Source organism: Intestinimonas massiliensis (ex Afouda et al. 2020), from assembly GCF_001244995.1.
Taxonomy (GTDB): Bacteria; Bacillota; Clostridia; order Oscillospirales; family Oscillospiraceae; genus Intestinimonas; species Intestinimonas massiliensis.
This window is the reverse complement of record NZ_LN869529.1, coordinates 823,115-848,712: the sequence shown is the minus strand read 5'-3', so window position 1 is coordinate 848,712 and position 25,598 is coordinate 823,115. Positions and strand designations below refer to the sequence as shown.

The 25,598-nt window shown below is 60.7% G+C and carries 26 protein-coding genes; 4 read left to right on the top strand and 22 right to left on the bottom strand.

The window, feature by feature from the left end:
• Nucleotides 1-70 precede the first annotated feature (70 nt).
• The 16 genes from clpP to hprK form a co-directional block, all read right to left on the bottom strand.
• Entirely contained in the window at nucleotides 71-655 is a 585-nt protein-coding gene (gene clpP / locus BN2154_RS08040) for an ATP-dependent Clp endopeptidase proteolytic subunit ClpP (RefSeq protein ID WP_050618325.1), read from the bottom strand.
• Between the two features lie 117 nt (nucleotides 656-772).
• Nucleotides 773-2,173: a trigger factor gene (tig, locus tag BN2154_RS08035; RefSeq protein ID WP_050618324.1), complete on the bottom strand. Its 1,401-nt coding sequence runs from the start codon at nucleotides 2,171-2,173 to the stop codon at nucleotides 773-775.
• Between the two features lie 118 nt (nucleotides 2,174-2,291).
• Nucleotides 2,292-2,981: a metallophosphoesterase gene (locus BN2154_RS08030; protein ID WP_050618323.1), complete on the bottom strand. Its 690-nt coding sequence runs from the start codon at nucleotides 2,979-2,981 to the stop codon at nucleotides 2,292-2,294.
• Nucleotides 2,981-4,468: a threonine synthase gene (gene thrC, locus BN2154_RS08025; protein ID WP_050618322.1), complete on the bottom strand. Its 1,488-nt coding sequence runs from the start codon at nucleotides 4,466-4,468 to the stop codon at nucleotides 2,981-2,983. The genes BN2154_RS08030 and thrC overlap by 1 nt, the downstream gene beginning before the upstream one ends.
• Entirely contained in the window at nucleotides 4,456-5,391 is a 936-nt protein-coding gene (locus BN2154_RS08020; protein ID WP_050618321.1) for a dipeptidase, read from the bottom strand. The genes thrC and BN2154_RS08020 overlap by 13 nt, the downstream gene beginning before the upstream one ends.
• The gene (locus BN2154_RS08015) at nucleotides 5,392-5,760 is read right to left on the bottom strand and encodes a YraN family protein (protein ID WP_050618320.1); all 369 of its coding nucleotides are present in this window, start codon (nucleotides 5,758-5,760) and stop codon (nucleotides 5,392-5,394) included. It lies immediately after the preceding gene.
• Nucleotides 5,757-6,359, bottom strand: a complete 603-nt coding sequence (locus tag BN2154_RS08010) for a ribonuclease HII (protein WP_050618319.1) — start codon at nucleotides 6,357-6,359, stop codon at nucleotides 5,757-5,759. The genes BN2154_RS08015 and BN2154_RS08010 overlap by 4 nt, the downstream gene beginning before the upstream one ends.
• Nucleotides 6,346-7,245, bottom strand: a complete 900-nt coding sequence (gene ylqF, locus BN2154_RS08005) for a ribosome biogenesis GTPase YlqF (RefSeq protein ID WP_050618318.1) — start codon at nucleotides 7,243-7,245, stop codon at nucleotides 6,346-6,348. The genes BN2154_RS08010 and ylqF overlap by 14 nt, the downstream gene beginning before the upstream one ends.
• Nucleotides 7,246-7,521: 276 nt before the next feature.
• A complete protein-coding gene (gene rplS / locus BN2154_RS08000; RefSeq protein ID WP_050618317.1) occupies nucleotides 7,522-7,863 on the bottom strand; it encodes a 50S ribosomal protein L19 in 342 nt (113 codons plus the stop codon).
• 140 nt (nucleotides 7,864-8,003) lie between these two features.
• Nucleotides 8,004-8,636: a site-2 protease family protein gene (locus BN2154_RS07995; protein ID WP_154666658.1), complete on the bottom strand. Its 633-nt coding sequence runs from the start codon at nucleotides 8,634-8,636 to the stop codon at nucleotides 8,004-8,006.
• A gap of 2 nt (nucleotides 8,637-8,638) precedes the next feature.
• Entirely contained in the window at nucleotides 8,639-9,634 is a 996-nt protein-coding gene (locus BN2154_RS07990) for a M23 family metallopeptidase (RefSeq protein ID WP_050618316.1), read from the bottom strand.
• Between the two features lie 59 nt (nucleotides 9,635-9,693).
• Nucleotides 9,694-10,569, bottom strand: coding sequence for an ABC transporter permease (locus BN2154_RS07985; protein ID WP_050618315.1), 876 nt, complete (start codon nucleotides 10,567-10,569; stop codon nucleotides 9,694-9,696).
• On the bottom strand, nucleotides 10,556-11,512 hold the full coding sequence (locus tag BN2154_RS07980; protein WP_050618314.1) for an ABC transporter permease: 957 nt from the start codon (nucleotides 11,510-11,512) through the stop codon (nucleotides 10,556-10,558). Before BN2154_RS07980 ends, BN2154_RS07985 begins: the two co-directional genes overlap by 14 nt.
• 87 nt (nucleotides 11,513-11,599) lie before the next feature.
• Nucleotides 11,600-13,210 (bottom strand): ABC transporter substrate-binding protein, encoded by a 1,611-nt coding sequence (locus BN2154_RS07975; RefSeq protein WP_094762415.1) that lies wholly within the window; start codon nucleotides 13,208-13,210, stop codon nucleotides 11,600-11,602.
• 8 nt (nucleotides 13,211-13,218) lie between these two features.
• Nucleotides 13,219-15,054 (bottom strand): glutamine--fructose-6-phosphate transaminase (isomerizing), encoded by a 1,836-nt coding sequence (gene glmS, locus BN2154_RS07970; RefSeq protein ID WP_050618312.1) that lies wholly within the window; start codon nucleotides 15,052-15,054, stop codon nucleotides 13,219-13,221.
• Between the two features lie 175 nt (nucleotides 15,055-15,229).
• On the bottom strand, nucleotides 15,230-16,180 hold the full coding sequence (hprK, locus tag BN2154_RS07965; RefSeq protein WP_050618311.1) for an HPr(Ser) kinase/phosphatase: 951 nt from the start codon (nucleotides 16,178-16,180) through the stop codon (nucleotides 15,230-15,232).
• Nucleotides 16,181-16,385: 205 nt separating this feature from the next.
• On the opposite strand from hprK, the gene rpmB reads away from it, so the two are divergent.
• On the top strand, nucleotides 16,386-16,574 hold the full coding sequence (rpmB, locus tag BN2154_RS07960) for a 50S ribosomal protein L28 (protein ID WP_050618310.1): 189 nt from the start codon (nucleotides 16,386-16,388) through the stop codon (nucleotides 16,572-16,574).
• A 657-nt stretch (nucleotides 16,575-17,231) separates the two neighbouring features.
• On the opposite strand, the gene BN2154_RS07950 is transcribed toward rpmB, so the two are convergent.
• The 6 genes from BN2154_RS07950 to BN2154_RS07925 all read right to left on the bottom strand — a co-directional run bounded on the left by BN2154_RS07950 (nucleotide 17,232) and on the right by BN2154_RS07925 (nucleotide 22,460).
• Nucleotides 17,232-18,233 carry an NAD(P)H-dependent glycerol-3-phosphate dehydrogenase gene (locus tag BN2154_RS07950; protein WP_050618308.1) on the bottom strand — a complete coding sequence of 334 codons (1,002 nt, stop codon included), beginning with the start codon at nucleotides 18,231-18,233 and terminating at the stop codon, nucleotides 17,232-17,234.
• A 3-nt stretch (nucleotides 18,234-18,236) separates the two neighbouring features.
• Nucleotides 18,237-18,902 carry a glycerol-3-phosphate acyltransferase gene (locus tag BN2154_RS07945; RefSeq protein WP_050618307.1) on the bottom strand — a complete coding sequence of 222 codons (666 nt, stop codon included), beginning with the start codon at nucleotides 18,900-18,902 and terminating at the stop codon, nucleotides 18,237-18,239.
• 2 nt (nucleotides 18,903-18,904) lie between these two features.
• Nucleotides 18,905-20,230, bottom strand: a complete 1,326-nt coding sequence (der, locus tag BN2154_RS07940; protein WP_050618306.1) for a ribosome biogenesis GTPase Der — start codon at nucleotides 20,228-20,230, stop codon at nucleotides 18,905-18,907.
• Nucleotides 20,231-20,252: 22 nt separating this feature from the next.
• A complete protein-coding gene (locus BN2154_RS07935) occupies nucleotides 20,253-21,623 on the bottom strand; it encodes a DUF512 domain-containing protein (protein WP_050618305.1) in 1,371 nt (456 codons plus the stop codon).
• Nucleotides 21,624-21,708: 85 nt separating this feature from the next.
• The gene (gene rpmF / locus BN2154_RS07930; protein WP_050618304.1) at nucleotides 21,709-21,909 is read right to left on the bottom strand and encodes a 50S ribosomal protein L32; all 201 of its coding nucleotides are present in this window, start codon (nucleotides 21,907-21,909) and stop codon (nucleotides 21,709-21,711) included.
• A 41-nt stretch (nucleotides 21,910-21,950) separates the two neighbouring features.
• Nucleotides 21,951-22,460, bottom strand: coding sequence for a YceD family protein (locus tag BN2154_RS07925; protein WP_050618303.1), 510 nt, complete (start codon nucleotides 22,458-22,460; stop codon nucleotides 21,951-21,953).
• A gap of 124 nt (nucleotides 22,461-22,584) precedes the next feature.
• Between BN2154_RS07925 and BN2154_RS07920 the strand changes: the two genes are divergently transcribed.
• The 3 genes from BN2154_RS07920 to BN2154_RS07910 all read left to right on the top strand — a co-directional run bounded on the left by BN2154_RS07920 (nucleotide 22,585) and on the right by BN2154_RS07910 (nucleotide 25,593).
• Nucleotides 22,585-23,556 carry an RluA family pseudouridine synthase gene (locus BN2154_RS07920; RefSeq protein ID WP_050618302.1) on the top strand — a complete coding sequence of 324 codons (972 nt, stop codon included), beginning with the start codon at nucleotides 22,585-22,587 and terminating at the stop codon, nucleotides 23,554-23,556.
• Between the two features lie 110 nt (nucleotides 23,557-23,666).
• Nucleotides 23,667-24,791, top strand: a complete 1,125-nt coding sequence (locus BN2154_RS07915) for an ABC transporter ATP-binding protein (protein ID WP_050618301.1) — start codon at nucleotides 23,667-23,669, stop codon at nucleotides 24,789-24,791.
• Nucleotides 24,781-25,593 carry an ABC transporter permease gene (locus BN2154_RS07910; protein ID WP_050618300.1) on the top strand — a complete coding sequence of 271 codons (813 nt, stop codon included), beginning with the start codon at nucleotides 24,781-24,783 and terminating at the stop codon, nucleotides 25,591-25,593. Before BN2154_RS07915 ends, BN2154_RS07910 begins: the two co-directional genes overlap by 11 nt.
• Nucleotides 25,594-25,598: the final 5 nt, after the last annotated feature.

The following is a 25,598-nucleotide window of genomic DNA, read 5'->3' as shown; positions in this document are numbered from 1 at the left end:
CGGCAGCCGCCGTGCGTTTCTGCCAGCAGGAGCGGGAGCGCAAAACGCCCCCACTCCTGCTGACCGCGTATTACCGCTTATATGTGATGACTTTGTCGATGAGGCCGTAGGCGCAGGCCTCATCCGCGGGCATGAAGTGGTCGCGCTCGGTATCCACGGCGATCTGCTCCACAGACTTCCCGGTGTTCTCCGCCAGGATCTTGTTCAGCTTCTCGCGGGTACGCAGCATCCACTCGGCCTGGATCTTGATGTCGCTGGCCTGGCCCTTGGTGCCGCCGGAGGGCTGATGGATCATGATCTCGGCATTGGGTAGGGCAAAGCGCTTGCCCTTGGTCCCGGAGGACAGCAGAAAAGCGCCCATGCTGGCAGCCATACCGATGCAGATGGTGGATACGTCGCACTTCACGTACTGCATGGTATCATAAATGGCCATGCCGGCCGTGACAGACCCGCCTGGGCTATTGATGTAGAACTGAATGTCCTTGTCCGGGTCCTGCGCCTCCAGATAGAGGAGCTGCGCCACCACCAGGCTGGCGGTGGTATCGTTCACTTCCTCACCCAGAAAGATGATACGGTCGTTGAGCAGACGGGAGAAGATGTCATAGGACCGCTCTCCGCGGTTGGTCTGCTCTACTACATAAGGTACTAGGCTCATAATATGCTCTCCTTTTTGCGGCAGTCACGCTAAGAAAGTATACCCGGAGGCTGGAACATTATTCCTGGTTTCACTCCATACCCATCTCCGGACTGCCGCCGCTGAAACAATGCCTGCTTATTCCTCGGTCTTGGGCGCCTGTTCCGTCTCGGCCCTCTTCTTGGATGCAGCCTTCTTCTTCGGCTTTTCCTCGGCGGTCTCGTCCTCGGTCTCCTTGGCGGCTTTCTTTGCGGCGGGCTTCTTGGCCTTGCCGACCTTGGCGCTGTCCTTGACCACGTCGATGGCTTTCCGGCGCAACAGCGTGGTCCTGACATCCTCGGCGGAAGCCAGCGCCTTCACCTGGTCCAGCTCCATCTTGTACTGGTCGGCCAGGGACTGGTACTCAGCGTCCAGCTCCTCGTCGGAGATGACGATTCCCTCGGCCGCAGCCACGGCGTCCATCGCCATCTCATACTTGATTTGCTTAATGGCGGACTCCTTGGCCTGCTCCTTCATCCTATCCATCGTCTGGCCGGTCATTTCCAGATATTTTTCAAAGGGGATGCCCTGGCTGGTGATGCGCTGGGCGTAATCCTGCACCATCTGCTCGGCGCGGTAGTCCACCATGGCGTCGGGCAGCTCTACCTCAAGGGCCTCCACCACCTGATCCATAAGGGCGTCCTCATAGGCGCGGTCGGCCTGGGTCTGACGGCGCTCCTTCAGCTTGTCGCCCAGGTCCTTCTTGAACTCGTCCAGCGTGTCGAACTCGGACACGTCTTTGGCAAACTCGTCGTCCACCACGGGGGCCTGGGGCTCCTTCACCTCGTGAACCTTGATCTTGAACACCACGGGCTTACCGGCCAGGTCGGCGTGATAGTCCTCGGGGAAGGTGACGTCAATGTCCTTCTCATCGCCGGGCTTCAGACCCACGACGCCCTCTTCAAAGCCGGGAACAAAGGAGTGGGAGCCCAGCTCCAGGGCGTGGTTCTCGGCCTTGCCGCCCTCGAAGGGCACGCCGTTGTCAAAGCCCTCAAAGTCCAGCAGAACGGTATCGCCCATCTTGGCCTCGCGCTCCACGTTTACCAGGCGGGTCGCGCGCTCGACATAGGGCTTGAGCTCGTTTTCGATGTCCTCGTCGGTGACGGCGACAGCTTCCTTCTCCGCACTCAGGCCCTTGTACGTACCGATCTTGGCCTCGGGTCGGACGGTGACCACGGCCTTAAAGGTAAAGCCGTCCTTGCCCACCTCCAGGACTTCCACCTTGGGGTAGGCCACCACATCCAGCTTCTCCTGCTCCACGGCTTCGGCGTAAGCGGAGGGATAAAGCTCTTCGATGGCGTCTTCATAGAACACGCCAGAGCCGTACATACCCTCGATGATCTTCCGGGGGGCCTTGCCCTTCCGGAAACCGGGGACGGCGATGCTGCCCCGCTGCTTCTTGTAGACCTTGTCCAGCGCGGCCTCAAACTCCTGAGCCCCGACCTCGATGACCAGCTCTACGGCGCTGTTCTCTACGTTCTCTTTACTCTTGACGTTCATCTGCTTACTTCCTCCTGCTATTTCGTGCCCTGCGCAGGCACCTAATCAGAATCTTACATATACTATCAGATAATTGTGAATTTTTCCACTCTTTTTTCAGAAAAAAACGAAACCGCCCTCAATCCATGATTTTCAGCGGACGAAAGCCCAGAAAATCTGCCGCAATCAGGTGGTAAGACAGGCCTCCCTGCCTGCCCTGTGCCGCCAGGCGGTGGCTGCCGCCGTGGAGGTGGCCGTAATAACAGTCCTCCACGCCATAACGCTCCATCAGGGCAATGATCTCCGGACAGCGGTAACCCTCGTAACAGGGCGGGTAGTGGAGAAAACACAGCTTCCGCCGCTCCCCCGCCGCCTTCAGCGACGCCTCCAGCCGGATGAGTTCCCGGTTGAACACCTTCTCGTTATGGCCGTTCTGGTCCTCCTCGTAAAACCAGCCCCGGGTTCCGCACAGGGCGGTCTCCCCATAAAAATGGCAATTGTTATGGAGAATTTCCAGGGTCGTAAAGCCGTGCTCGGCAAAAAAGCGGGTCATTTTGGACACCGTGGTCCACCAGTAGTCATGGTTGCCCTTGAGCAGCAGCTTCTTCCCGGGCAGCGCGTCCAGGAAGGCGAAATCCTTCTCCGCCTCCTCCAGACTCATCCCCCAAGAGACGTCCCCGGCGATGACCACCGTATCCTCCGGCGCCACCAGCGCGCGAAACCCGGCGGACAGCTTGTCCACATAGCCCGTCCAGCCGCCTCCGAACACATCCATCGGCTTGTTGGCGCTCAGAGAGAGGTGGGTATCTCCAATGGCGAACAGCGCCATTATTTCAGCATCTCCAGCACCTGGTCCACCATGCGGTCCTTCTCCACCACTTGGTCGAACCGCACAGCCTTGCCGGCCAGGGCGGCCAGGGGCGCGGGCGCCGGAACGCCGGTGACCTCGGCAAGCTGGTTCAGGATGGCCGTACCGTCCGCCAGCTCGCGGACCCCGAGCGCGCCCAGCACATTGTCACAGAACTTGAAGGGGCTGGCCGTGGAGACCACAATGGTGGGAGTGGCATCCCCCGTCCCGGCCCGGTACTGCTCCAGCACATGAAAGGCCACGGCGGTGTGGGTGTCAATGAGGTAGCGGCGCTCAGTCCACATTTTGGCGATCATGGCCTGGGTAGCGGCGTCGTCGCAGCAGCCGGCGGCAAAATGGCGCTCCAGCTTCTTCTTGACCGGTTCGCTCACCTCATACCGGCCGGTCTGGGCCAGGGCCTCCATATAGCCCCGCACCTCCTCGTCGTCGTGCTCGGTAAACTCGAAGAGCATCCGCTCCAAATTGGAGGAGATGAGGATATCCATGGAGGGGGACATGGTGTTATAGAACGTACGGTTCCGGTCGTACACGCCGGTCAGCAAAAAGTCCGTGAGGACGTTGTTGCGGTTGGAGGCGCAGATCAGCTTGTGGATGGGCACGCCCATCTGCCCGGCATAGTAGGCCGAAAGAATGTTGCCGAAGTTGCCGGTGGGCACACAGATGTTGACTGCTTCCCCCTTCTGCACCTTGCCCTCCCGCAGCAGATCGCAGTAGGCCGAGATGTAATACACCACCTGGGGAAGGATACGGCCCCAGTTAATGGAGTTGGCCGAGGAGAAGAAATAGCCGCGCTCGGCCAGCGTTTCCCGCAGGCTCTCGTCGGAGAACAGCCGTTTCACGCCGGTCTGGGCATCGTCGAAGTTGCCCACCACGGCGCAGACCCCAACGTTGCCGCCCTCCTGGGTGCGCATCTGGAGCTGCTGGATGTCGGAGACGCCGTCCTTCGGATAGAACACCAGGATGCGGGTCTTGTCCACATCCCGGAAGCCCTCCAGGGCGGCCTTTCCGGTATCGCCGGAGGTAGCCACCAGGATGCAGACCGTCTTTTTTTCCTCGTTCTTTACCAGCGAGGCGGACAGGAGGTGGGGCAGCATCTGCAGGGCCATATCCTTAAAGGCGCAGGTAGGACCGTGCCACAGCTCCAGGCAGTAGGTGCTGTCGTCCACTGCACGGACGGGGGCAACTTCCTTGGCGTCGAACTTGTCCGGCCCATAGGCGTGGTTGGCGTAGCTGGACAGCTCGGAGGCGGTGAAGTCCTCCAGGAAAGAGTTCATGACGAAGACCGCCCGCTGCTGATAGGACATGTCGGTCATGGTAGTCAGGCCGTTTGGGGACAGCTTGGGCAGCACCTCCGGCGTCAGAAGGCCGCCGTCGGGGGCCAAGCCCTGGGCGATGGCCTCGGAGGCCGAGCAGCGCCACCGCTTGTTTCTCGTACTTACGTATTGCATACTTCACTCACTACCCTCATCAAATTAGAATAAAAAATGCCCCGCACCAGCTCTTCGTGATAATTGCGGCGCAGCAAATGCTCATAAAGCCGGTCCAGATCCTGGATGCCCTCCATCCCCCTCGGCAGAACCGCACACCCGTCCCAATCGCCGCCCAGGGAGAGGTTTCGTTCTCCGCCCAGCGCCAGGAAGTGCTCCAGATGTCTGGTGACGGTATCCAGATCCGCCGCCTTGCCCAAAAAACCGGCGTACAGATTCAGCCCAGCAACACCATTGTTTTTTATTATGGCAGTAAATTGCGCATCGGTCAAGTTTCTGGTGTCGAAAAATACATCCCGTGCGTTGGAGTGACTGGCAAATATGGGTTTTTCCGCGATTTCCATCACATCCCAGAAGCCCGGGTCGGACAGATGGGAGACGTCCACCAGCATCCCCAGCCGCTGCATCTCCCGCACAAAGGCCCGACCCTTGGAGCTGAGTCCCCGCTCCCGCTCCTCGGCGTTGGTGCCGGACAGCGCATTGGGATGGTTCCAGGTCAGGTTCACCGCCCGCACGCCCCACGCATGGGCCTGACGGAGCTTGTCCAGATCACAGTCCAGCAGCTCCGCCCCTTCCGCGGACAGAAAAGCCGCCGCCCGGCCTCCGGCGAAGGCGGCCTCCGCCTCCCTTCCGCTGCGGCAGAAAACCACCCGGTCGGCGTTTTGCTCCATCTCCCGCCGGAAGAGGGCCACCTCTTCCTGAAAAACTTCCCACAGAGGCCGGCCCGGCATGTCCTCCGGCTCTCCAAAGCAGGCGAAGAACTGAGCATAGCGGCTGAATTTCCGGGTTCGGGTCAGGTCCAGATGGCCGGGACGCTCCCGAAAGCCGCCGCCCTCCAGATAGCAGCGCAATATGGTGTCACAGTGCCCGTCGAATACTTCCACTTAAAACGCATCCTCTATGTAATGGATTTCGGGGTCCCGGGTGGCGGTCCCCTCCGGCGCGTAGACCTCGGCCACGTCGAATCTGGGCTGCCTTCCGGTGGGGAACTGCGCGAGATAGAGCTCCGCCGTGGTCCGCAGTCTGGCCTGCTTCCGGCGGTCCACAAAGGCCCGCGCCGGGGCAAAGGCGGCGCTTTTCCGCAGCTTCACCTCTGTAAAGAGGATATACTGTTCATCTTCTGCAATCAGGTCAATCTCGCCGTACCGACATTGCCAGCCGGCCGCCAGGAGCCGGAAACCTCGCCGCCGTAGGTACTCGGCCACCAAGGCCTCTCCCCACCGGCCCAGCAGCCGGGTGCTCTCCCCGCTCACAGCTTTTTCAGAAAGCTCCTGCGGTGGATGGGACAGGGCCCATACTGCCGCAGCAGCTCGTAGTGGCGTTTGGTGGGATAGCCCTTGTGGCGCTCAAACTCATATTGGGGGTAGAGCGCCGCCATTTTCTCCATGTAGCGGTCCCGGCTGACCTTGGCCAGGATGGAGGCCGCCGCGATGTTGGCGCTGCGGCTGTCCCCCTTGACCAGCGTCCGGTGGGGGCAGGTGATCCCCGCGTCCCGGTTGCCGTCGATCAGGGCAAAATCCGGCGCGGGGTCCAGGGCCTGGATGGCCCGCTCCATGGCCAGAAGGCGGGCGTTGAGGATGTTGATCTCGTCGATAACGGCGGCGCCCACCGACGTCACCGCCCAGGCTACCGCCTTCTCCCGGATTTCGTCAAAAAGCCGGTCCCGCTTCTTGGGACTCACCTGCTTGGAGTCGTTGAGGCCCTCCAGCAAGCATCCATAGGGCAGGATCACCGCGGCGGCGTATACGTCTCCGGCCAAAGGGCCGGCGCCGGCTTCGTCGGCTCCGCAGATCCGCCGCAGCCCCTGCGCCCGGCATTCCCGCTCCACCGTCCAGAGATCAGCCGTCGCCATACGCTTCCGCCCCTTCCGGTGTCTCCAGTGTAAAGCGCCCCAGCCTGCCGGCCCGGAATTCATCCAGCAACACCTTGGCCATGCGCTCGGTATCCGGCTCGCCGCCGGAAATGAGGAACCCGCGCTTTCGCGCAGCCCGCTCCAGCAGGTCGTAGCCATAGGAGAGCCCCCCCGTCTCCTCATCCTGGGCCCGCGGGGGCAGCTCCAGCTTGTAGCGCTCCAGCAGCGCCTGGGGATAGCGCTCCGCCAGCGTCTCCATCAAATAACAGGCCAGCGTCTCAGCGTCCATCACCTCGTCCTTGATGGCGCCGGTAAACGCCAGGTTCCGGCCCACCGTCTGGTCCTCGAACTTGGGCCACAGGATACCGGGCGTGTCCAGCAGATCCAGTCCCGCATCCACCGCCACCCACTGTTTTCCACGGGTGACCCCAGGGCGGTCTCCCGCCTTGGCCGATTTTCGCCTTGCCACTTTATTGATAAAGGTGGATTTGCCCACGTTCGGCACCCCCACCACCATCACCCGCACCGGGCGGCCTACCTGGCCCTTTTCCCGCCAGCGGGCAATCTGCTCCTTGAGCGCATCCTTGATGACAGCGGAAAACTGATTCACCCCGCCCCCCGTCTTGCTGTCGGTTTCCAGGACGGCGTAGCCTCTTGTCTTAAACCAGCGGGTCCAGGCCCTGGTCTGTTCCGGATCGGCCTGGTCAGCCCGGTTCAGAATAATGAGCCGGGGCTTGTCCCCCACCAGCTCATCAATGTCGGGATTCCGGCTGGAGATGGGGATACGGGCATCGATGACCTCCGCCACCAGGTCTACCAGCTTGAGATCGGCCTGAATTATGCGCCGGGTCTTAGTCATGTGCCCCGGATACCAGTGGATGTCCATGGTATTTCCCGCTCCTTTCCACTCCGCGCTTCATCCTCATTTTTTATTATAATGCGTACTGAACAAAGCCAAAAGCCCTGAATCCCAAGGCTTTTGGCTTTGTTCAGGTGCAATGATGCGGCAGTGGCCGCACGCATAAACCGCTTGGCGGTTTATGGCGTAGATATTATTATACACAATATCTAGAGGTTTGAAAAGGTCCGCAACCCATTTTCTGCTCTATCCACAATATACAAAAAAGGAGCGGTTTCCCGCTCCTTTTCCGGCAGTAACTGCTTACAGCTTCTCCTTGATCTTGGCGCTCTTGCCCACGCGGTCACGCAGGTAATACAGCTTGGCCCGGCGCACCTTACCCGTGCGGACGGTCTCGATCTTCTCAATCACGGGAGAGTGCAGGGGGAACACCTTCTCCACGCCGATGCCGTAGGAGATGCGGCGGACGGTGAAGGTCTCCTCGATGCCGCCGTGCTTTTTAGCGATGACGGTGCCCTCGAAGACCTGGATACGCTCACGGTTGCCTTCCTTGACCTTAATGTGCACGCGGACGGTATCGCCCACTTCCACCTTGGGAGGCTCGGCCTTCTTGTACTTCTCAGAGAATGTCTGCATCAGATCCATGGTTTTTTCCTCCTAGTTTATAGGCGTTCATGCCGCTTTGAGCGCCATTCCTCCAGTGAGATGGAGCGGCAGCGCAGAGGACCACCCTTTATTGAGACCAAAGTATGATACCACAGGACTTCTGGAAATGCAAGCGTATTTTACAGGAAATCTCGCTTTCTCCCGCTCTTTTGCCCTTTTCTCTTTGGAAATCTCCTCTGGAGCATCCCGGCCAGCAGCCAGAGGGCCGCCAGCAGCAGCGTAAAATTTCCACCGCCGTCTCCCAGCAGCCGCAGCCCACCCGTCAGCAGCAGTCCCGCCGCCAGCGCGGAGCAGCCACGCACCGTCCGCTCCGCCCAGTGGATCGGGATCAGCCCCGTCAGGATGAGCAGCAGCAGCCGACCGCCGTCCAGCGGCCAGATGGGCAGCAGGTTAAAGCAGCCCAGCGCCAGATTGAGGCCCGCGAACAGAAGCCCCGTCTCTCCCCCGCCGCCCAGCCGGGCGCACAGCGAGGCGCAAAGCAGATTGACGGTCGGTCCGGCCAGGATGGCGGCCATCTCGCCCGCGTAGCCCAGGGGCCTGGCCGGATCCAGGCCAAGATCTCCCCCCACCGCTGTAAGGCGAAAATAGGCCACCCCGCCCCCCGCCAGGCGGGTAACGGCATAGTGGCCCGACTCATGGAGGGCACAGGCCAGCAGGGCCCATGGCAGGATATTTTCCGTATCCAGGTAAAACAGTGCCGCGGCAGCCAGACAAAAGCCGCCGGTCACCTCCAGCCTTCCCCACCGCAGCATCCCTACTCACGCAAAGTCTCGATATAGTAGACGGGATTCAGCAGTTCCCCGTTGAGCCGCAGCTCAAAATGGAGGTGAGGCCCGGTGGTCTCCCCCGTGTCGCCCACCTCAGCCACCTTCTCCCCCAGCTTCACCTGCTGCCCCTGCTGAACACAGAGCTTGCTACAATGGGCATAAAAGGAGGTCACACCGCCGGCGTGGCGGATCTGCAAATACTGCCCGTAGGCCGGGCTCTCCCCAATGTAGTCCACCACCCCGTCGGCAAAGGCCCCCACCGCTTCTCCATAAGGGGCGGCTAGGTCCGCCCCAGCGTGGAACTTCTCGCCGCCCTCAATGGGATGCTCCCGCCAGCCATAGCCGGACGAGACCACCGCCATCACCGGCGCCGCCGTCTGGTCCAAGCCCAGCGGCAGCCGCTCCATGGTGGCGTTCTCCGGCAGAGGGGGGCCGTCGTAAGCTACCGGCTCCGGCGCCGACGGCAGGACGGTCACGTCCTCCGCCACGGTCTCCCGCCGGGACATTGCCCCGGCCGGCAGGCCGCCAAACCGGCGCTCCAGCAGCTCCACCGCCGTAGGTCTGGCGTTGAGGAATGCCAGCTCCTCATGATACAGCGGAGCGTGGTCCCTGGGGTTCACATATGTGCTGCTCACCCGCCCGCCCCCTGCAAATACATCGACCCACAGATCTCCCAGCGTATCCAGCACCGGCTCGCCCCGCTGGATGGAGCGGCCCAGATTGGCAAAGGCCGCCTTGAAATCGGTGTCCGTCTGGATGAGCTGGAGCAGTTCCCCCCGCAGGGTATCCATGCGCTCAGGGAAGACGCCTCGCCCCAGAAAGATTACCAAAAACAGGGCCAAGCATACCCCCAGTTGGGTCAGTCTGCGCCGCTCCCGCGGGGCCAGCGCCACCTTTCTTTTCGGATGATACCCGCCTGCGGTCCGGCGGCTCCGGACCTTTCCCCGACGCTCCCGACCCGTACGGCTGTACGCTGATTCCATACCGGCGCCTCCCCTCTTTTGTTTCCGGGATAAGCCAGTATATTCGGACGGGCCCTGGGTTATGTGTGCCGGGATGATTTTTCACTCCAGATGCGGCAGCGCGGGTCCAGCGCATCCCGCAGCCCATCCCCCACCCATTGGAGGGCCAATACCGTCAGCACGATGCATACCCCGGGCGGAATCCACACCCAAGGCCGCCCGGTGAAGGTGGCCAGGCCGGTGGCGTATTGGATCAGGTTGCCCCAGGATGCCTGAGGCGTACGGATGCCCACCCCCAGAAAGCTGAGGCTGGACTCGGACAGGATGGCCCGCCCCACCCGCTGGGCCAGGGCTGCCCATACCGGAGCCACGGCGTTGGGCAGCACGTTGCGCCGTAAAATGGTTCTGGTGGGAGCGCCCAGGGCTCGGACGGCCAGAATGTATTCCTTCTCCCGGATGGACAGGGTGTTGCCGTAGACCAGCCGGGCGATGCTCACCCACCCCATCAGCCCGATGACCAGAATGATATTGACCACGGACGGACCCACCAGGGTTACCAGGCACAGGATCAGCACGATGCTGGGAAAGGACTGGAACACATCGGCGCAGCGCATGATCCAGAACTCCCATTTGCCCCGCCGGTAGCCAGCCAGCAGGCCCAGAGGGACGCCGATCAGCAGACTCAGGGCCGCCGACGCAAAGCCCACCAGCAGGGATACCCGCCCCCCGCAGATCAGACGGGCCAATACGTCCCGCCCCACCTCGTCGGTCCCCAGCCAGTGGGCGCCGGAGGGCGCCGCCCAAAAGCCTGCTGCCCGGTCGGTGACATTGGGCTCCAGCCCAAGCAGCGGCGGCAGCAGGAGGACCAGCAGCAGCTCCGCCGCCAGGAGGCCCAATCCGGCCATAGCCCGCCGGTCCTCCCGCAAACGGGCCCATGCGCCTCTATATCCGCTCATAGCGCACCCTCGGGTCCACCAGGCCATAGACCAGGTCCAGCAGAAGGCTGGTGGCCAGCACCGCCAGGGCGATGACCACCGTGACCCCCATGATGACGTTGTAGTCTCGGCTGCTGATGGCAGAGAACATGAGACTGCCCATCCCTGGCCAGCCAAACACCCGCTCCACCACCACCGACCCGCCGATGATATGCGGAATGTGGGTCAGCACGGCGGTGAGCACCGGGATGAGGGCGGAGCGCAGGCCGTGGCGGAGGACCACTACGCCCTCCCGCAGCCCTTTGGCCCGGGCAGTGGTGATATAGTCCTCCCCCAGCACCTCAAGGCAGGCGCTGCGGGTCTGCTTCAGCAAGCCGCCCACGTTGCTGACCGCGATGACCAGCGCCGGCAGGAACAGGTGGCGCAGCAGCTCCCGCAGGCTCCCGCCGCCGTAGTCACTGGTAAAGGCCGCCGGCAGCCAGCGCAGCCGGACGGAGAAGAAATAGATTGCCAGCAGGGCCAGGAAAAAGCCCGGCGTGGCCGAGCCCGTCATGGCAAGGTTGGAGGCAAGGTTGTCCCAGCGGGACCGCGGCTTCCAGGCCGACAGGACCCCCAAGAGCAGGGCGACGGCCACCGCAAGGAGCACCCCCGTCCCCGTAAGGAGAAGGGATGGCCCGATGCGCTGGCCGATGAGCGCCGAGACTGCCTGGCCGGAGCGGTACGACCTGCCCAGTTCGCCCCGGACCAGTCCGCCCAGCCAGGTAAAATATCGTACCGGCAGGGGCTGGTCCAGGCCCAGGGTCTCCGCCAGGAGCGCTTTGTCTCCGGCGGTGCCGCCGCCCTCGCTCCCGGCCAGGTCGGTGATATCGGCGGGGGCGGCGTTCATCAGCAGGAATACCAATACCGTGATACCGAAAAAAACAGGGACAGCGGTGAGAACCCGCTTCCAGAGATAGTGCGCCATGCTCGTTCCTCCTGCACTTCCGGCCCCCAAGCCGGGGGCACAGGCCACGCCATAAAGCTCGGCCTTACGGAGGTTTTCTTTCTTTTGTCAGCGTTTTACCCAGTCCCACACATTCTCGTTGGAGAAGCTGGCAGAGGGATAGTCGATACCGGTCACCGTGGGAGACTGGACGTGCAGCGCCGTGGAGAACCACAGCGGGATGAAGGGCCGCTCTTGGGCCAGCAGATTGTCCAGCTCCTCCACCAGTGCCTGCCGGGCCGGCTGGTCCCGCTCTGTCCGGACGGCGGAGATCAGGGCCTGATAAGGCGACAGGTCAGCCACATGAAACAGATTATTGCCCTCCGTGAACCGGCTTTCCACGAACCATAAGGGCAGGGCGTTGGGGGTATGACTGGCGATGGCCATGTCATAGATGCCGTCGGACATTCCGGCAAACAGAGTGGCGGAATCCACAGTCTCAATCTCCACCCGGATGCCGGCCTCCGCCAGATTCTGCTGCATGAGCGCGGCCAGTCCCGCCCGGCTGGAGGTACAGGCCAGGGTGAAGGTCCGCCCGTCGTAGCCGGCCTTTGCCAGCAGGGCCTCCGCTTCCTCCGTATCCCGAATCGCCGCCGTCTTTTCCTGCGGCGCGTAGACGCTGGTGGGGACCACGTAGCTACCGGTCACTTGCCCCAACCCCTGGCTGCTTTGCAGGCAGAGCAGCTCTTTGTCCAGCGCCAGCTCCACTGCCCGCCGGAGCTGGGCGTCGGGCAGGGTCTTGTTGTTGAGCATCAGCTCATAGAAGGTATTGGGCACGGTGCCCGGGAGGACCTCCAGGCCGTGAGAACGGGCCACATCGGCATCCTCGGCGGACACGCTGCCGCCGATGGCGTAGTAGTCCAGGTCCCCGGCGATCAGCGCGGTGAGCAGGTTGGCCTTATCCATCACGGTGATGACCAGATAGTCGAAGCCGGGCGCGCCGAGCGGATACTTGGGGTTGGCGGCCAATTGGATCTGGCTGCCGGGCAGCTCGGAGACAAACTTACAGGGGCCGGAGCCGATGGGGTCCAGCCAAAGCGCCTGCTCCATGATCTCCGCCGGGTCCACCCCCTCCAGCCGGTGGGTGGGCAGAACGTAGAATTCCCGGTTTTTTTCCAGCAGGAAGTCCTCAGGGATCACCGGGTCCTTAAAGGTGAGCTTGAAGGTATAGGGGTCCGCCGCTTCCGCTCCGAAGGGCTCCCCCTCCAGTCGACAGCCGTCTTCATCCGTACCCACAAGCCCGGCAAAGTTGCCCCGGCCCAGCGTGGGACACGCAGGGTCTGTCATCAGGAAAAAGGTCCGGGCCCAGTGCTCCGCCGTCACCGGTGTGCCGTCGTGAAAGGCCGACCGTTCATCCAGATGAAACACAATGGCATAGCCGCCGTCGGCGCTCTCCCAGCTCTTGGCCGCCCGCGGGGACAGGGTCCCGTCCGCATGCACATAGGCCAGACGGTCATAGATCTTGTCGTAGACCATACGGGCGTAGTTGCTGCCCGATACGCTGTTGTAGGGCATGAGGGCGTCCCAGGAATTGGAGATGCCGTACTTCACCGTCACCGGCAATACCGCAGGCGAGGGTGTGGCGGATGCTGCCGGCGGGGCGCTCTCCCCCGCCGTGCCGCCGCAGGCGGCCAGGGCCAGGGCCAGGGCCGCGCAGAGGACCGTCAGTCTCTTCTTCATATTTCGTTTCACTCCACCGTCACCGATTTGGCCAGATTCCGGGGCTTGTCGATGTCACAGCCCCGCATCAGCGCCACATAATAGGCAAATAGCTGCATGGGGATCACAGCCAAGCTGGGCAGCAGCATGGGGTGGGTATCCGGCACCAGGATGGCGTGGTCCACCGTCTTTTTCAGCGCGCTCTCCTTGGACTCCACCGTCAGGCCCACCACGTCGGCACCCCGGGATTTGACCTCCACCACGTTGCTCATCAGCTTGTCAAACAACTGGACACAGCTCGCCAGCGCCACCACCAGGGTGCCGTTTTCGATGAGGGAGATGGTACCGTGCTTAAGTTCGCCGGCGGCATACGCCTCGGAGTGGATATAGGAGATCTCCTTCAGCTTGAGCGAGCCCTCCAGACCGATGGCGTAGTCGATGTTCCGGCCGATGAAGAAGATGGACTCGTGGTTGAAGTAGATGGAGGCATAGTACTGGATGGCCTCTCGGTTTTCCAGGATACGTTCCATCTTGGTGGGGATGGTGAGCAGCTCGGCCACCATATCCTCGTATTCCTCTTTCCCGATGGTGCCCAGCAGCTCGGCAAACCGCAGAGCGATCAGGTAGATGACCGCAAGCTGGGTGGAGTAGGCCTTGGTGGTCGCCACAGCGATCTCCGGCCCAGCCCAGGTGTAGAGTACGTCGTCGGACTCACGGGCGATGGAGGAGCCCACCACATTGACGATGGACAGAATGCGCGCGCCCAGCCGCTTGGCCTCGCGCATGGCGGCCAGGGTGTCGATGGTCTCACCGGACTGGCTGATGACGATGCACAGCGTCCGCTCACTCACCAGCGGATCGCAGTAGCGGAATTCGGAGGCCAGCGTCACCTCCACCGGCTTGCGCAGGAGTTTTTCCAGGACGTATTTGGCCACCATGCCCACATGGTAGGAGGAGCCGCAGGCGATGATGTAAATCTTGTCGGCATTTTTCAGGTACTCTCCGTCGAGGTTCAGGTCATCCAGCACCACCCGGCCATCCTGGATGCGGGGAAATACCGTGTCTCGGAAGGCCTTGGGCTGCTCCATGATCTCCTTGGCCATAAAGTGCTCGTACCCGCCTTTTTCGGCGGCGGAGATCTCCCAGTCCACATGGTGCTTTTCCTTCTCCACCGGTTGGAGGTAGGGGTGATTGTAGACGGTGATGCCGTCCGCCGTGAGGACGGCGATTTCCCCATCCTCCAGATAGCATACCTCCCGGGTGTATTTGATAACGGCGGTCACATCGCTGGCCAGGAAATGGCAGCCCTCGCCATAGCCCAGGATCAACGGACTGTCCTTGCGGGCGGCGATGAGCCGGTCGGGGCAGTCGGCGCAGATGATGCCGAGGGCATACGCCCCCTCGATGCGGTGGAGCACCTTGGTAAGGGCCTCCATGATGTCGCCCCGGTAGTAGTATTCCAGAAGCTGGGCCACCACCTCGGTGTCGGTCTGTGAGACAAATTTAACGTCCTTGGACTCCAGAAATTCCTTGATCTGAACATAGTTCTCAATGATCCCGTTGTGGACCACCGCAATGCGCCCCGACATGCTGACCTGAGGGTGAGAGTTGACGTCCGACGGCTCCCCGTGCGTGGCCCAGCGGGTGTGCCCCAGGCCCACGGTCCCATGAATGTTCTTTCCGCCCTCCACGATGTCCGACAGGACCTGCAGCCGGCCCTTGGCCTTGACCACCTTCAGCCCCTCCACCTGGTCGTACACGGCCAATCCGGCCGAGTCATAGCCCCGGTATTCCAGCCGGGCCAGGCCGTCCAGCAGGATGGGGGCCGCCTCTTCCGTTCCAATGAATCCGACGATACCGCACATAGCAGCTACCTCCAATTGATCCACAGCCCGGCTCTGACAAGCGAGGCTGATTTTACGCAAAATCTAATGGGATATTATATCATATTCCTCCGTCAGCGTCCAGTTCTTTCCGCAGCAGAACGGGGACAGCAGAACGGGACGGCCCCGCAGTAAGGCCGCCCCGCTTCGGGCTTGACTATTTGTTTTGGGCGCTGAGGGCCTGATCGAAGTGCTCGTTAATCTGCTGCGTAAAAGCCTGGGCGGCGTTATAGCCCATCTTTTTGTGGCGGTTGTTCATGGCGGCCACCTCCACAATGATGGCCAGGTTGCGGCCCGGTTTCACCGGCACCGTGAGGGCGGGCACCTTCACGTCCAGAATAACCGTATAGAGGTCCTCCAGGCCCAGCCGGTCGTACATGGTGTTGTCGTTCCACTGCTCCAGATTGACCACCAGGTCGATGTCCTGGTCCTCGCGGACGGCGGACATGCCAAAGAGCTGCTGCACATCCACCACGCCGATACCCCGCAGCTCAATATAATGGCGGATCAGTTCGGGCGCGGAGCCCACCAGCCGCTTGACGCCCACCCGCTTGATCTCCACCGCATCGTCGGCCACCAGCCGGTGTCCCCGCTTGACCAGCTCAATAGCGGTCTCGCTCTTGCCTACGCCGGATTCGCCCAGCAGGAGCACACCCTCGCCGTAGACCTCCACCAACACGCCGTGCCGGGTGATGCGGGGGGACAGATAGTTGCGCAGGGCGGCAATCAGGGCGCCCATAAAGGCCGACGTTGTCTCTTGCGTACGCAGGATGGTGCGGTTGTAGCGCTCTGCCAGCTCCATGCACTCCGGGAAGGGGTCCATGCCCCGGGTGATGATGAGACAGGGGATGTCCCGGGCCAGGAGCTGGTCAAAGCTGATGCGCCGCTCCTCTGCACTGAGCTGGGCCAGATAGGTGGCCTCCACCCTGCCGATCATTTGGATGCGCTTATAGTCGAAGTAGTCAAAAAAGCCCGCCAACTGAAGTGCCGGGCGGTTTACATCCTCTTTTTGGATCAGGATGTCCTCAAAGCCCGGCGCCCCCCGTAGGACCTCCAGCTCGAAGTCCTTGATGAGCTGCCCCAGTTTGACGGAATAGTGGCTGTCCATACGATCACCCCATTCGTTTCCTTACCGCTTTAGTATAGCCGCGTTTGCTTCATTTGGCAATCCCATCTTCTCCTTCCGCCAAATATCCGGAAAAAGCGAAAAATAATACTTGCATTTTCAGCCTCCATCTGGTAATATATCATTCGATGCTTTGATTTGAGTCCAGGATAAGCTGATACTTTGACCAGCGAGGAGGTTCAAGGAAATGGCCAAATGCGAGTTTTGCGATAAGGGCGTTACGTTCGGTATTCAGGTGTCCCACTCTCACCGACGCTCTAACCGCCCCTGGAAGCCCAATGTGAAGCGCGTCAAGGCGATCGTGAACGGCACGCCCAAGCACGTGTACGTCTGCACCCGCTGCCTCCGTTCGGGTAAGGTCACCCGCGCTGTGTGAGTGATACTTCCAAAAAGCCCTGCACCAAGGTGCAGGGCTTTTCTTTTGCCTTAAGCCAAAATCCCCGGCTCGAGTACCGCCTAACCCAACCCGATGATGAATAGCCGTAGGAGAAGAGACGCGGCGGGTAAACTCCCCGCGCTTCTTCTCTTACTCTTTCAGATTGGTTCCAGGCTATTGTATTTGCTCAAATGGTCAGGATCTGAATTCCTGTTATCATAAACAGAACCGAAAAAGACAAAACAGAGCCCCAGATATACCATATTTTTTCACTTTACTCCCCCAGACCCGTAGTGATTCCACCCATGGAATGCAGAATATCCCGATGTCTGTACTCCCGCCTCATCAGTTTATAGGTGGCATAACAGCCGCCTAAATATACGGGCACTAAGCACAGTGCACGAATGATAGAGTCCTTGATACTGCTATACCCTATCCTCAGCCAATCACATCCAAAACTCACGAGAGCTGCAAAATGAAATACGGGACCCCAGATCAAGAAGAAGTCTCTCTCGATCACTTGTTTCTTTTTCCGTTTTGCAAGCATTCTCTACCACCTTGCCAACACAATTCCGTAGGGTGAGACGGATGATATTTGCATGGGCGGTTTTCGCCTGCGGATCGGTAGAGCATCATCTTCTTATCCGGCCATACCCGTTACACCCAACTGTCCTCCAGCTCGTGCTTTTTTTCCCGGGTCATCAGTTCTGTGAGCACCAGATGGGCGTCCCGGCCCTCGTACAACACTTCATAGGCGGCCTGGGCGATGGGCATCTCCACCCCCAGCTTATTGGCCAGTGTCGTGGCCGTCACGGCGGCATAGTAGCCCTCTACCACCATGCCGATCTCCTTGACGGCCTGCTCCGGCGGGGTGCCCTGACCGATGAGGATGCCCGCACGCCGATTCCGGGAGTGCATGGAGGTGCAGGTGACGATCAGATCGCCCACGCCAGCCAGGCCGGCTACTGTCTCCTTCCGGCCGCCCATGGCCACGACCAGCCGGGCAATTTCAGTCAGCCCCCGGGTCATCAGCGCGGCTTTGGTGTTGTCGCCACAGCCCATGCCGTCGCAGCAGCCGGCGCACAAAGCGATGACGTTTTTCAGCGCCGCGCCCAACTCCACGCCGATTACGTCGTCGGAGGCATAGACTCGGAAACGTTCGTTCATGAAGAGGTCCTGAACCAGCTCTGCCGCCGCCCGGTCCTCCGACGCGGAAACCACGGCGGTGGGGACCCGCCGTCCCACCTCCTCGGCATGAGAGGGCCCGGACAGGGCTACCACCGGATAGCACTCTCCCACCTCCTGGGCAATCACCTGAGTCAGGCACAGGGAGGTATCCTTCTCAATGCCCTTGGAGACCGAAACCAGGACGGTGCCGGGCTCCAGGTGGGGGGCCAACTGATGGGCGGTGCTCCGCACGGCAAAGGAGGGCGTAGCCATCACCACCACCTTGCAGCCCCGGACGCAGGCCAGGTCGGTGGTCAGGCGGAGCGTCTCGGGCAGGGGCACTCCCTTGAGCACCGGATTTTCCCGCTTCTCCCGCAGGATCTGGGACTCCGCCTCGCTGTAGGACCACAGGGTGACGTCATGGCCGTTTTCCAGCAGCAGAAGCGCCAGCGCCGTGCCCCAGCCGCCAGAGCCGATGACCGATACCTTCATTGGTTATACCCCCTCTTTTTTCTTGTGAAACGTGAGCTTGGATTCTTTCCCGTGGATTAGACGCATAAAGTTGGCCCGGTGCTTCCAGAGGATCAGCGCCGTGATGATGAGCGACAGGAGCATAATCATCCGGTCATGGCTGACAAACAGCCAGGTCCCCACCGGGAACGACGCGGCGGCATAGATGGAGCCCAGCGAGACATAGCGGGTCAGAAGAGTCAGCAGCAAAAAGCCGCCCCAGGCCAGCAGAGCCAGCCGCCAGTCCAGCAGGAAGGCAACGGTTCCGCCGGAGAGGATGCCTTTGCCGCCCCGGAACCCAAACATGCAGGGAAACATGTGGCCCAGCAGGCAGAAGAGGCCGGACCAGTATTTCACAATCTCAAAGGCAATCTCCTCTTGGGCCCATATTGTACCTCCGCCCCAATACTGGACAGTCAGCACACCCACCCAGACGGCCACAACAGCCTTAAGCACATCGGTCAGGATGACCACAAAGGTCAATGGGCCGCCGAAGGTGCGGAAAAAATTGGTCAGGCCCGCGTTGCCGCTGCCATGGGTGCGGATATCATCCCGCAGGATATACTTGGAGACAATGACCGCCCCGTTGAAGCAGCCGCAGAAATAGGCGATCACTGCAATAGCAATCAGCCTCAACCAGAACTCCAGCATCTCTACCCCTCCTTGTCACCCTTCTGCCGGATGGTCAGCCGCACCGGCGTCCCCTCCAGGCCGAAGGTATTCCGGATCTGGTTCTCCAGATACCGCTGGTAGGAGAAGTGGAAGAGCTTGGCATCGTTGCAGAAGCAGACAAAATGGGGTGGCTTGATGCCTACCTGGGTCATATAGAGAATCTTTAACCGCTTGCCCTTATCGGTGGGGGGCTGGACCCGTGCGGTGGCGTCGGCCAGCACCGAGTTGAGCATCCCCGTGGTGATGCGCATGGAGGCCTGATCGTTGACATAGTTGATGAGCTCGAACAGGCGGCCCACCCGCTGCCCGGTCAACGCCGAGATAAACACGATGGGGGCATAGGTCATGTAGGCCAGATCCCGGCGGACGTCCTCCCGCATGCGGTCCATGGTCTTGTCATCCTTCTCCACCGCATCCCACTTGTTCACCACGATGATACAGGCTTTGCCCGCCTCATGGGCCAGTCCCGCCACCTTGGTGTCCTGCTCGGTCACGCCTTCGTTGGCGTCAATGAGGATGAGGCACACGTCGGCCCGTTCGATGGCCATGGTGGCACGGAGCACCGAAAACTTTTCGATCCGGTCGTCCACCTTGGATTTCTTCCGCATCCCGGCGGTGTCGATAAAGAGATACTTGCCCAGTTTGTTTTCAAAAAAGCTGTCCACCGCGTCCCGGGTGGTGCCCGCCATATCGCTGACGATGACCCGCTCTTCCCCCAGGATGCGGTTGACCAGAGAGGACTTCCCCACGTTCGGCTTGCCGATGACCGCCACCTTGATGACGTCGTCCTCTTCCCGCTCCTCCTCCTCCGGAGGAAAGTATTGGATGCAGGCGTCCAGAAGGTCGCCGGTGCCGTGTCCGTGGACGGCTGAGACCGGGATGGGGTCCCCCAGGCCCAGATTATAGAACTCGTAGATATCCGGATTGGTGGGGCCCACCTGGTCCATCTTGTTCACCGCCAGCACCACCGGCTTACGGGAGCGCAGGAGCATATTGGCTACCTCCTGGTCGGAGGCGGTCAGACCCGTCTTGATGTCGCAGAGGAACACGATGACCGTGGCGTTCTGGATGGCAATCTCCGCCTGCCTGCGCATGAAGCTCAGAATCTCCGTGTCGGCCGAGGGCTCGATGCCGCCGGTGTCCACGATGTTGAAAGAGCGCCCGCACCACTCGCATTCGGCGTACAGCCGGTCCCGGGTAACGCCGGGGGTATCCTCTACGATGGACAGCCGCTGGCCGCAGAGTTTATTGAACAGCATGGACTTGCCCACGTTGGGGCGGCCTACGATAGCTACCAAAGGCTTCATTCTATCCCTCTCATTTCTGTTGTCACGGGTTATAGCGGTAATACTCGGCCTCCGGCGGCAGACGATAGGCTGGGAGCTCCACCGTCAGTCCCAGAATGGCGTCCACCAGGTCGAAGCCGCTGTCGGCCTCCACCGGGATCACCGGCACCCCCAGCGCCGCCTCCACCTGCTCCACCGTCACGTCGTCCAGAAAGACCTGCTCCCCCGTGCGCAGCATATTGGCCGGCAGCAGCAGCCGCGCGCCCAAGTCCCGCCCCCGGAGCTGCTCGATTAGGTCCCGGCCGGTAATCAGCCCCGATACGGTGATGGTCTCCCCAAAAAAGCGGTTGCGAATGGGATAGACCATTCCTTTTATATTACCACATTTTTCCCGGATTCTGTCAACGATTTCCTGCAAAAAGGGTGCCGCGGACATTCCGGTGGCGATGGAAAAAGGCGACGGCGCCACATCCGGCTCCAGATCCTCCAGGGCCAGCGCCGCCTGACCCTGGAGCAGGCGCAGCATCCCAACACCGTTCTCGAGCTGGGCCAGGTCCTCGTAATAGCCCTTTTCCGGCAGGTCCCGCCCGGCAATCAGGTAAAACTCGTCCGAGCACCAGGCCAGAGCTGTGCCGTGTTCCCTTCGAAAGGCGTCGGCGAAGCGCTCCACCTGCCCGATCACCTCGGCAGCCTGGGCCGGCGTATAGGGCGCAATAGGGCACAGGCCCTCCCGGAAGCGGGTCACCCCCACCGGAACGACGGCCACACTGTTCACCGCGGGATAGAGACCGCCCAGCTCCCGCAGGGTGCGGTCCAGGGCGGGCCCGTCGTTGATGCCGGGGCAGGAGACCACCTGGCAGTTCATCGTGATCCCCGCCCGGGCAAACTGCTCCATGATGGACAAACATTCCCCCGCCCGATGGTTTTTCAGCAGACTGGCCCGCAGCTCCGGGTCCGTGGCGTGGACGGAAATGTTGACGGGGCTGATGTGCAAGTCCATAATCCGCTGGAGCTCCCGTCTGGACAGATTGGTCAATGTGATATAATTACCCATCAGGAAGGACAGCCGGGCGTCGTCGTCCTTGAAATAGAGCGTCTCCCGCATGCCGGGGGGCATCTGGTCCACAAAGCAGAAAATACAGCGATTGGCACAGGAACGGGCCCGGTCCATCAAATAGGTCTCAAAATTGAGGCCCAGGTCCTCCCCTTCCGCCTTCCGCACCCGGACGGTGCGCTCCCGACCGTTTTCCTCTTTCAGTTTCAAGATCAGCCTGGGGTCATAGGTATGAAATTTATAGTCCAGCACGTCCACGATGGGGTGGCCGTTGACTTCGGTCAAGGTCTCCCCGATCCGTACTCCCGCCCGCCTGGCCGGACTGTCTGGGTCTACCGACCGGATTTTGGTCAGACTCATGGGCGCGCCTCCTTTTCCGTTTTATTGTACCCCGTTTCCGGGCAAAAAGAAAGAGGGGATAAACCCCTCTTCTTTTCTCGCGCATTTAGTTGGCCTTGGCCTCAGTGGCCTCGGTCTTGCCGAACTCGCGGCCATTGTAAGTCATGCAGGACTTGCAGAGCCGATGGGGCAGGCGGTACGCACCACACTTGGGGCACTTGCTGAGGCCGGGGGTCTCCAGCTTCCACACGGAGCTGCGGCGCTTATTCCGACGCTGCTTGGATACTTTCGACTTAGGGACTGCCATCTGTGACACCTCCTTGGATGCCCTGCACGGGCACGGTTCGTTTACTCGCTCTCTTTGTCCTCCAATAGCTTGGCAAGAGATGCCAGCCGGGGGTCTACCTCGGGCTTGCACCGGCATGGCTCGACGTTCCGGTCGGCGCCGCACCCGGCACAGATGCCTTTGCAGTCCTCTGAGCAGAGGTTTTTGGAATCCATTGCGAGGACAAACGCTGTGGTTGCAACCTCATCCAGGTCCACCTCGTCCCCGTCCAGGAGATAAATTTCGTCCTCATTGGTCTCGTCCGCCAGCTCCGTGGCGAGCAGCGTCTCGATAGGGACGATCTTTTCCCGGGCAAAGGGCCGGGCGCAGCGGTCGCAGGTCAAGTCCAGTACGGTCTTGGCCTCCGCCTCCAAAACCAGGGCACCGGCCATATTCCTCACCCGGCCCTCCACAGTGACCGGACGGCCAATGGGACGCGCACCGCCGAATTCCAGGTCGGACAGGTCCAACCGGAAGGAAAACGGACGCATCGCGCCGGGAACATGGATGATGTCTTTTAGGTTCAGTCGCATGGCACACCTCGCATAATGGCACGACAAATATTATAGTCAAGTGTTTTGTCAATGTCAAATACTTTCTTCACTTTTTTTTATTTTATGATACAATATAGAGCATCTCTACGGCGGGAGGCGCCATATGAAAGAGTATCTTGTCGGAAAAAACGACGCCGGGCAGCGGCTGGACCGCTGGCTGGGCAAGACCGTTCCCCTTCTCCCCGTTCCCCTGGCGCAGAAATATATCCGGCTCAAGCGGGTCAAGCGCAACGGTAAGGGAGCCAAGCGGGATGTCCGCCTGTGTGTGGGCGATGTGCTCCAGCTCTATATCAATGACGAGTTTTTTGACGCCCCGGCGCCAGAAAATGCCTTTTTGTCCGTTTTCAAGCCGCAGCTGGACATCCTATACGAGGACGAGCACATCCTGCTGGTGGACAAGCGGCCCGGTCTGGTGGTCCACCCCGACGAACACGAGTACGTCAATACCCTCATTACCCATATCCAGGCCTATCTCTACCAGAAAAAGGAGTGGGACCCCAGGGCCGAGCACGCCTTTACCCCCGCCCTGTGCAACCGTATCGACCGGAACACCGGCGGCATCGTCATCGCCGCCAAGACCGCCGAGGCTCTGCGCATCATGAACCAGAAGATCAAGGACCGCGAGCTGGAAAAATATTATCTGTGCGTAGTTCACGGCAGAATGACGCCTTCCGACGGAAGGCTGGAGGACTTTCTCTCCAAGGATGAGGCCAAAAACCAGGTCACAGTCCACAGGTCTCCGGTGCCGGGGGGGCGGACCGCCGTCACCCTCTACCGCACGCTGGCCGTCCGGAACGGCCTGTCACTGATGGAGTGCGAGCTCATTACGGGACGGACCCATCAGATTCGTGCCCAGTTTGCCGCCGCCGGGCACCCTCTGCTGGGAGACGGCAAGTATGGAAAAGCCCGGGAGAATAAAAAATTTGACCGAAAATTCCAGGCGCTTTACTCGTACAAGCTGACCTTTTCCTTCTCCACTGACGCCGGCGTGCTGAATCATTTGAACGGCCGGTCCTGGCAGGTGGAACATGTGGATTTCGCGGAAGAGTATTTCCCCGAATATACACGAAAATAATACGGAAATCTCATTGACTTTTTTTGCGATACCATATATATTGTAGCTTGCTATATCTGCGTATTTCGGGTCCTGCGGAAGCGGGGCCTCTGACGGAACGGGGGAGGATAATGTCCAAAGAACTCATCCGCTTGTCGGATTGCCGCATGGTGTTCGACGACGAGGTCGTCCTGAACTCCATCAACCTGTATATCAATGACAAGGAATTCCTCACACTGCTCGGCCCCAGCGGTTGCGGCAAGACGACCACCCTGCGTATCATCGGTGGTTTTCAGAAGCCTACCTCCGGGGATGTGTTTTTCGACGGTGTGAGGATTAATGATGTTCCGCCGCACCGGCGGCAGGTGAACACCGTGTTTCAGAAATACGCCCTGTTCACCCATATGAACCTCTTTGAAAATGTGGCCTTCGGCCTTCGCATTGCCAAGGTGCCGGAAAAAGAGATTGAGCGCCGGGTCAACGAGGCCCTGGAACTGGTCAACCTACCCGGCTACGGCAAGCGGAGCGTGGACTCCCTCTCCGGTGGGCAGCAGCAGCGCATCGCCATCGCCCGGGCCATTGTAAACCGCCCGCAAGTGCTTCTACTTGACGAGCCTTTGGGCGCCTTGGATTTGAAGCTGCGCAAGGACATGCAGATCGAGCTGAAAAAGATTCAGCAGCAGGTGGGCATCACCTTCGTCTACGTCACCCACGATCAGGAGGAGGCCCTCACCATGTCCGACACGGTCGTCGTCATGGATAAGGGCAACATCCAGCAGATCGGCTCCCCCATTGACATTTATAACGAGCCCAAGAACGCCTTTGTGGCCGACTTCATCGGGGAGTCCAATATCATCGACGGCATCATGCACGCCGACGGTGTGGTTGGGATGTACGGAAAGAAATTTCCCTGTCTGGACGGGGGGTTTGCTCCCAACGAGGCGGTGGACGTGGTCATCCGGCCCGAGGACATCGACATCGTCTCCGAGGAACAGGGCCAGCTCACCGGCACGGTCACCGAGGTCACCTTCAAGGGAATGCACTACGACATCATCGTGGATTTCCGGGGCTTCAAGTGGCTCATTCAGACCACGGATTTCTCCCCTGTCGGAGCCAGAATCGGCGTCAAGATCGACCCCGACGGCTTCCACATCATGAAAAAGAGCGCCTATTCCGGCAAGTTCGGAGACTACAGCTCCTACAGCGACGAGTACGATGAGCTCAGCGAGGATGCGGAGGCGGGCGATGAAGAGTAAAGCCATTGCCTTTCCCTATGTGGGGTGGATGGCCCTGTTTGTGGTGGCTCCCCTGGTCATCATCACGGTCTACGCCTTCACTTCGGACGCCGGAGGCTTCACGCTGGCCAATTTTCAGGACATGGCCCAGTACACCGCCGCATTCGGCCGCTCCTTCCTGCTGGCCGCCATCGCCACCGTCATCTGCGTGCTGATCGGCTACCCCCTGGCCTACTTTCTGGCCCGGGAGACCAGTTGGGTCCACCGCATGGCTACTATGCTCATCATGCTTCCCATGTGGATGAACTTCCTTCTGCGGACCTACTCCTGGAAATTCCTGCTGGAGCGCAACGGCCTGATCAACACCCTCTTTGGCCTGTTCGGCGTGGGACCCTTCCAAATGATCGACACCCAGGGGGCCATCGTGCTGGGCATGGTCTACAACTTTCTGCCCTACATGGTCCTGCCCATCTTCTCCGTCATCGAGAAGATTGATCCCAAGGTCATCGAGGCCGCCCAGGACCTGGGCGCCAATGACCGCACCGTGTTCCGCCGGATCGTCTTTCCCCTGTCCCTGCCGGGGGTCCTCAGCGGCATCACCATGGTGTTCATCCCATCGGTGTCCACCTTCGCCATCTCCCGGCTGCTGGGCGGCAGCAAGACCCTCCTGCTGGGCAACCTCATCGACATGCAGTTTTTGGGCAGCGCTTATAATCCCCATCTGGGCTCTGCCATATCCCTGGTGATGATGGTCATCGTTCTGGTCTGTATGGCCGTGATGAACCGCTTTGGCGAGGGCGAGGAAGGGGTGACGGTCCTGTGAAGAAA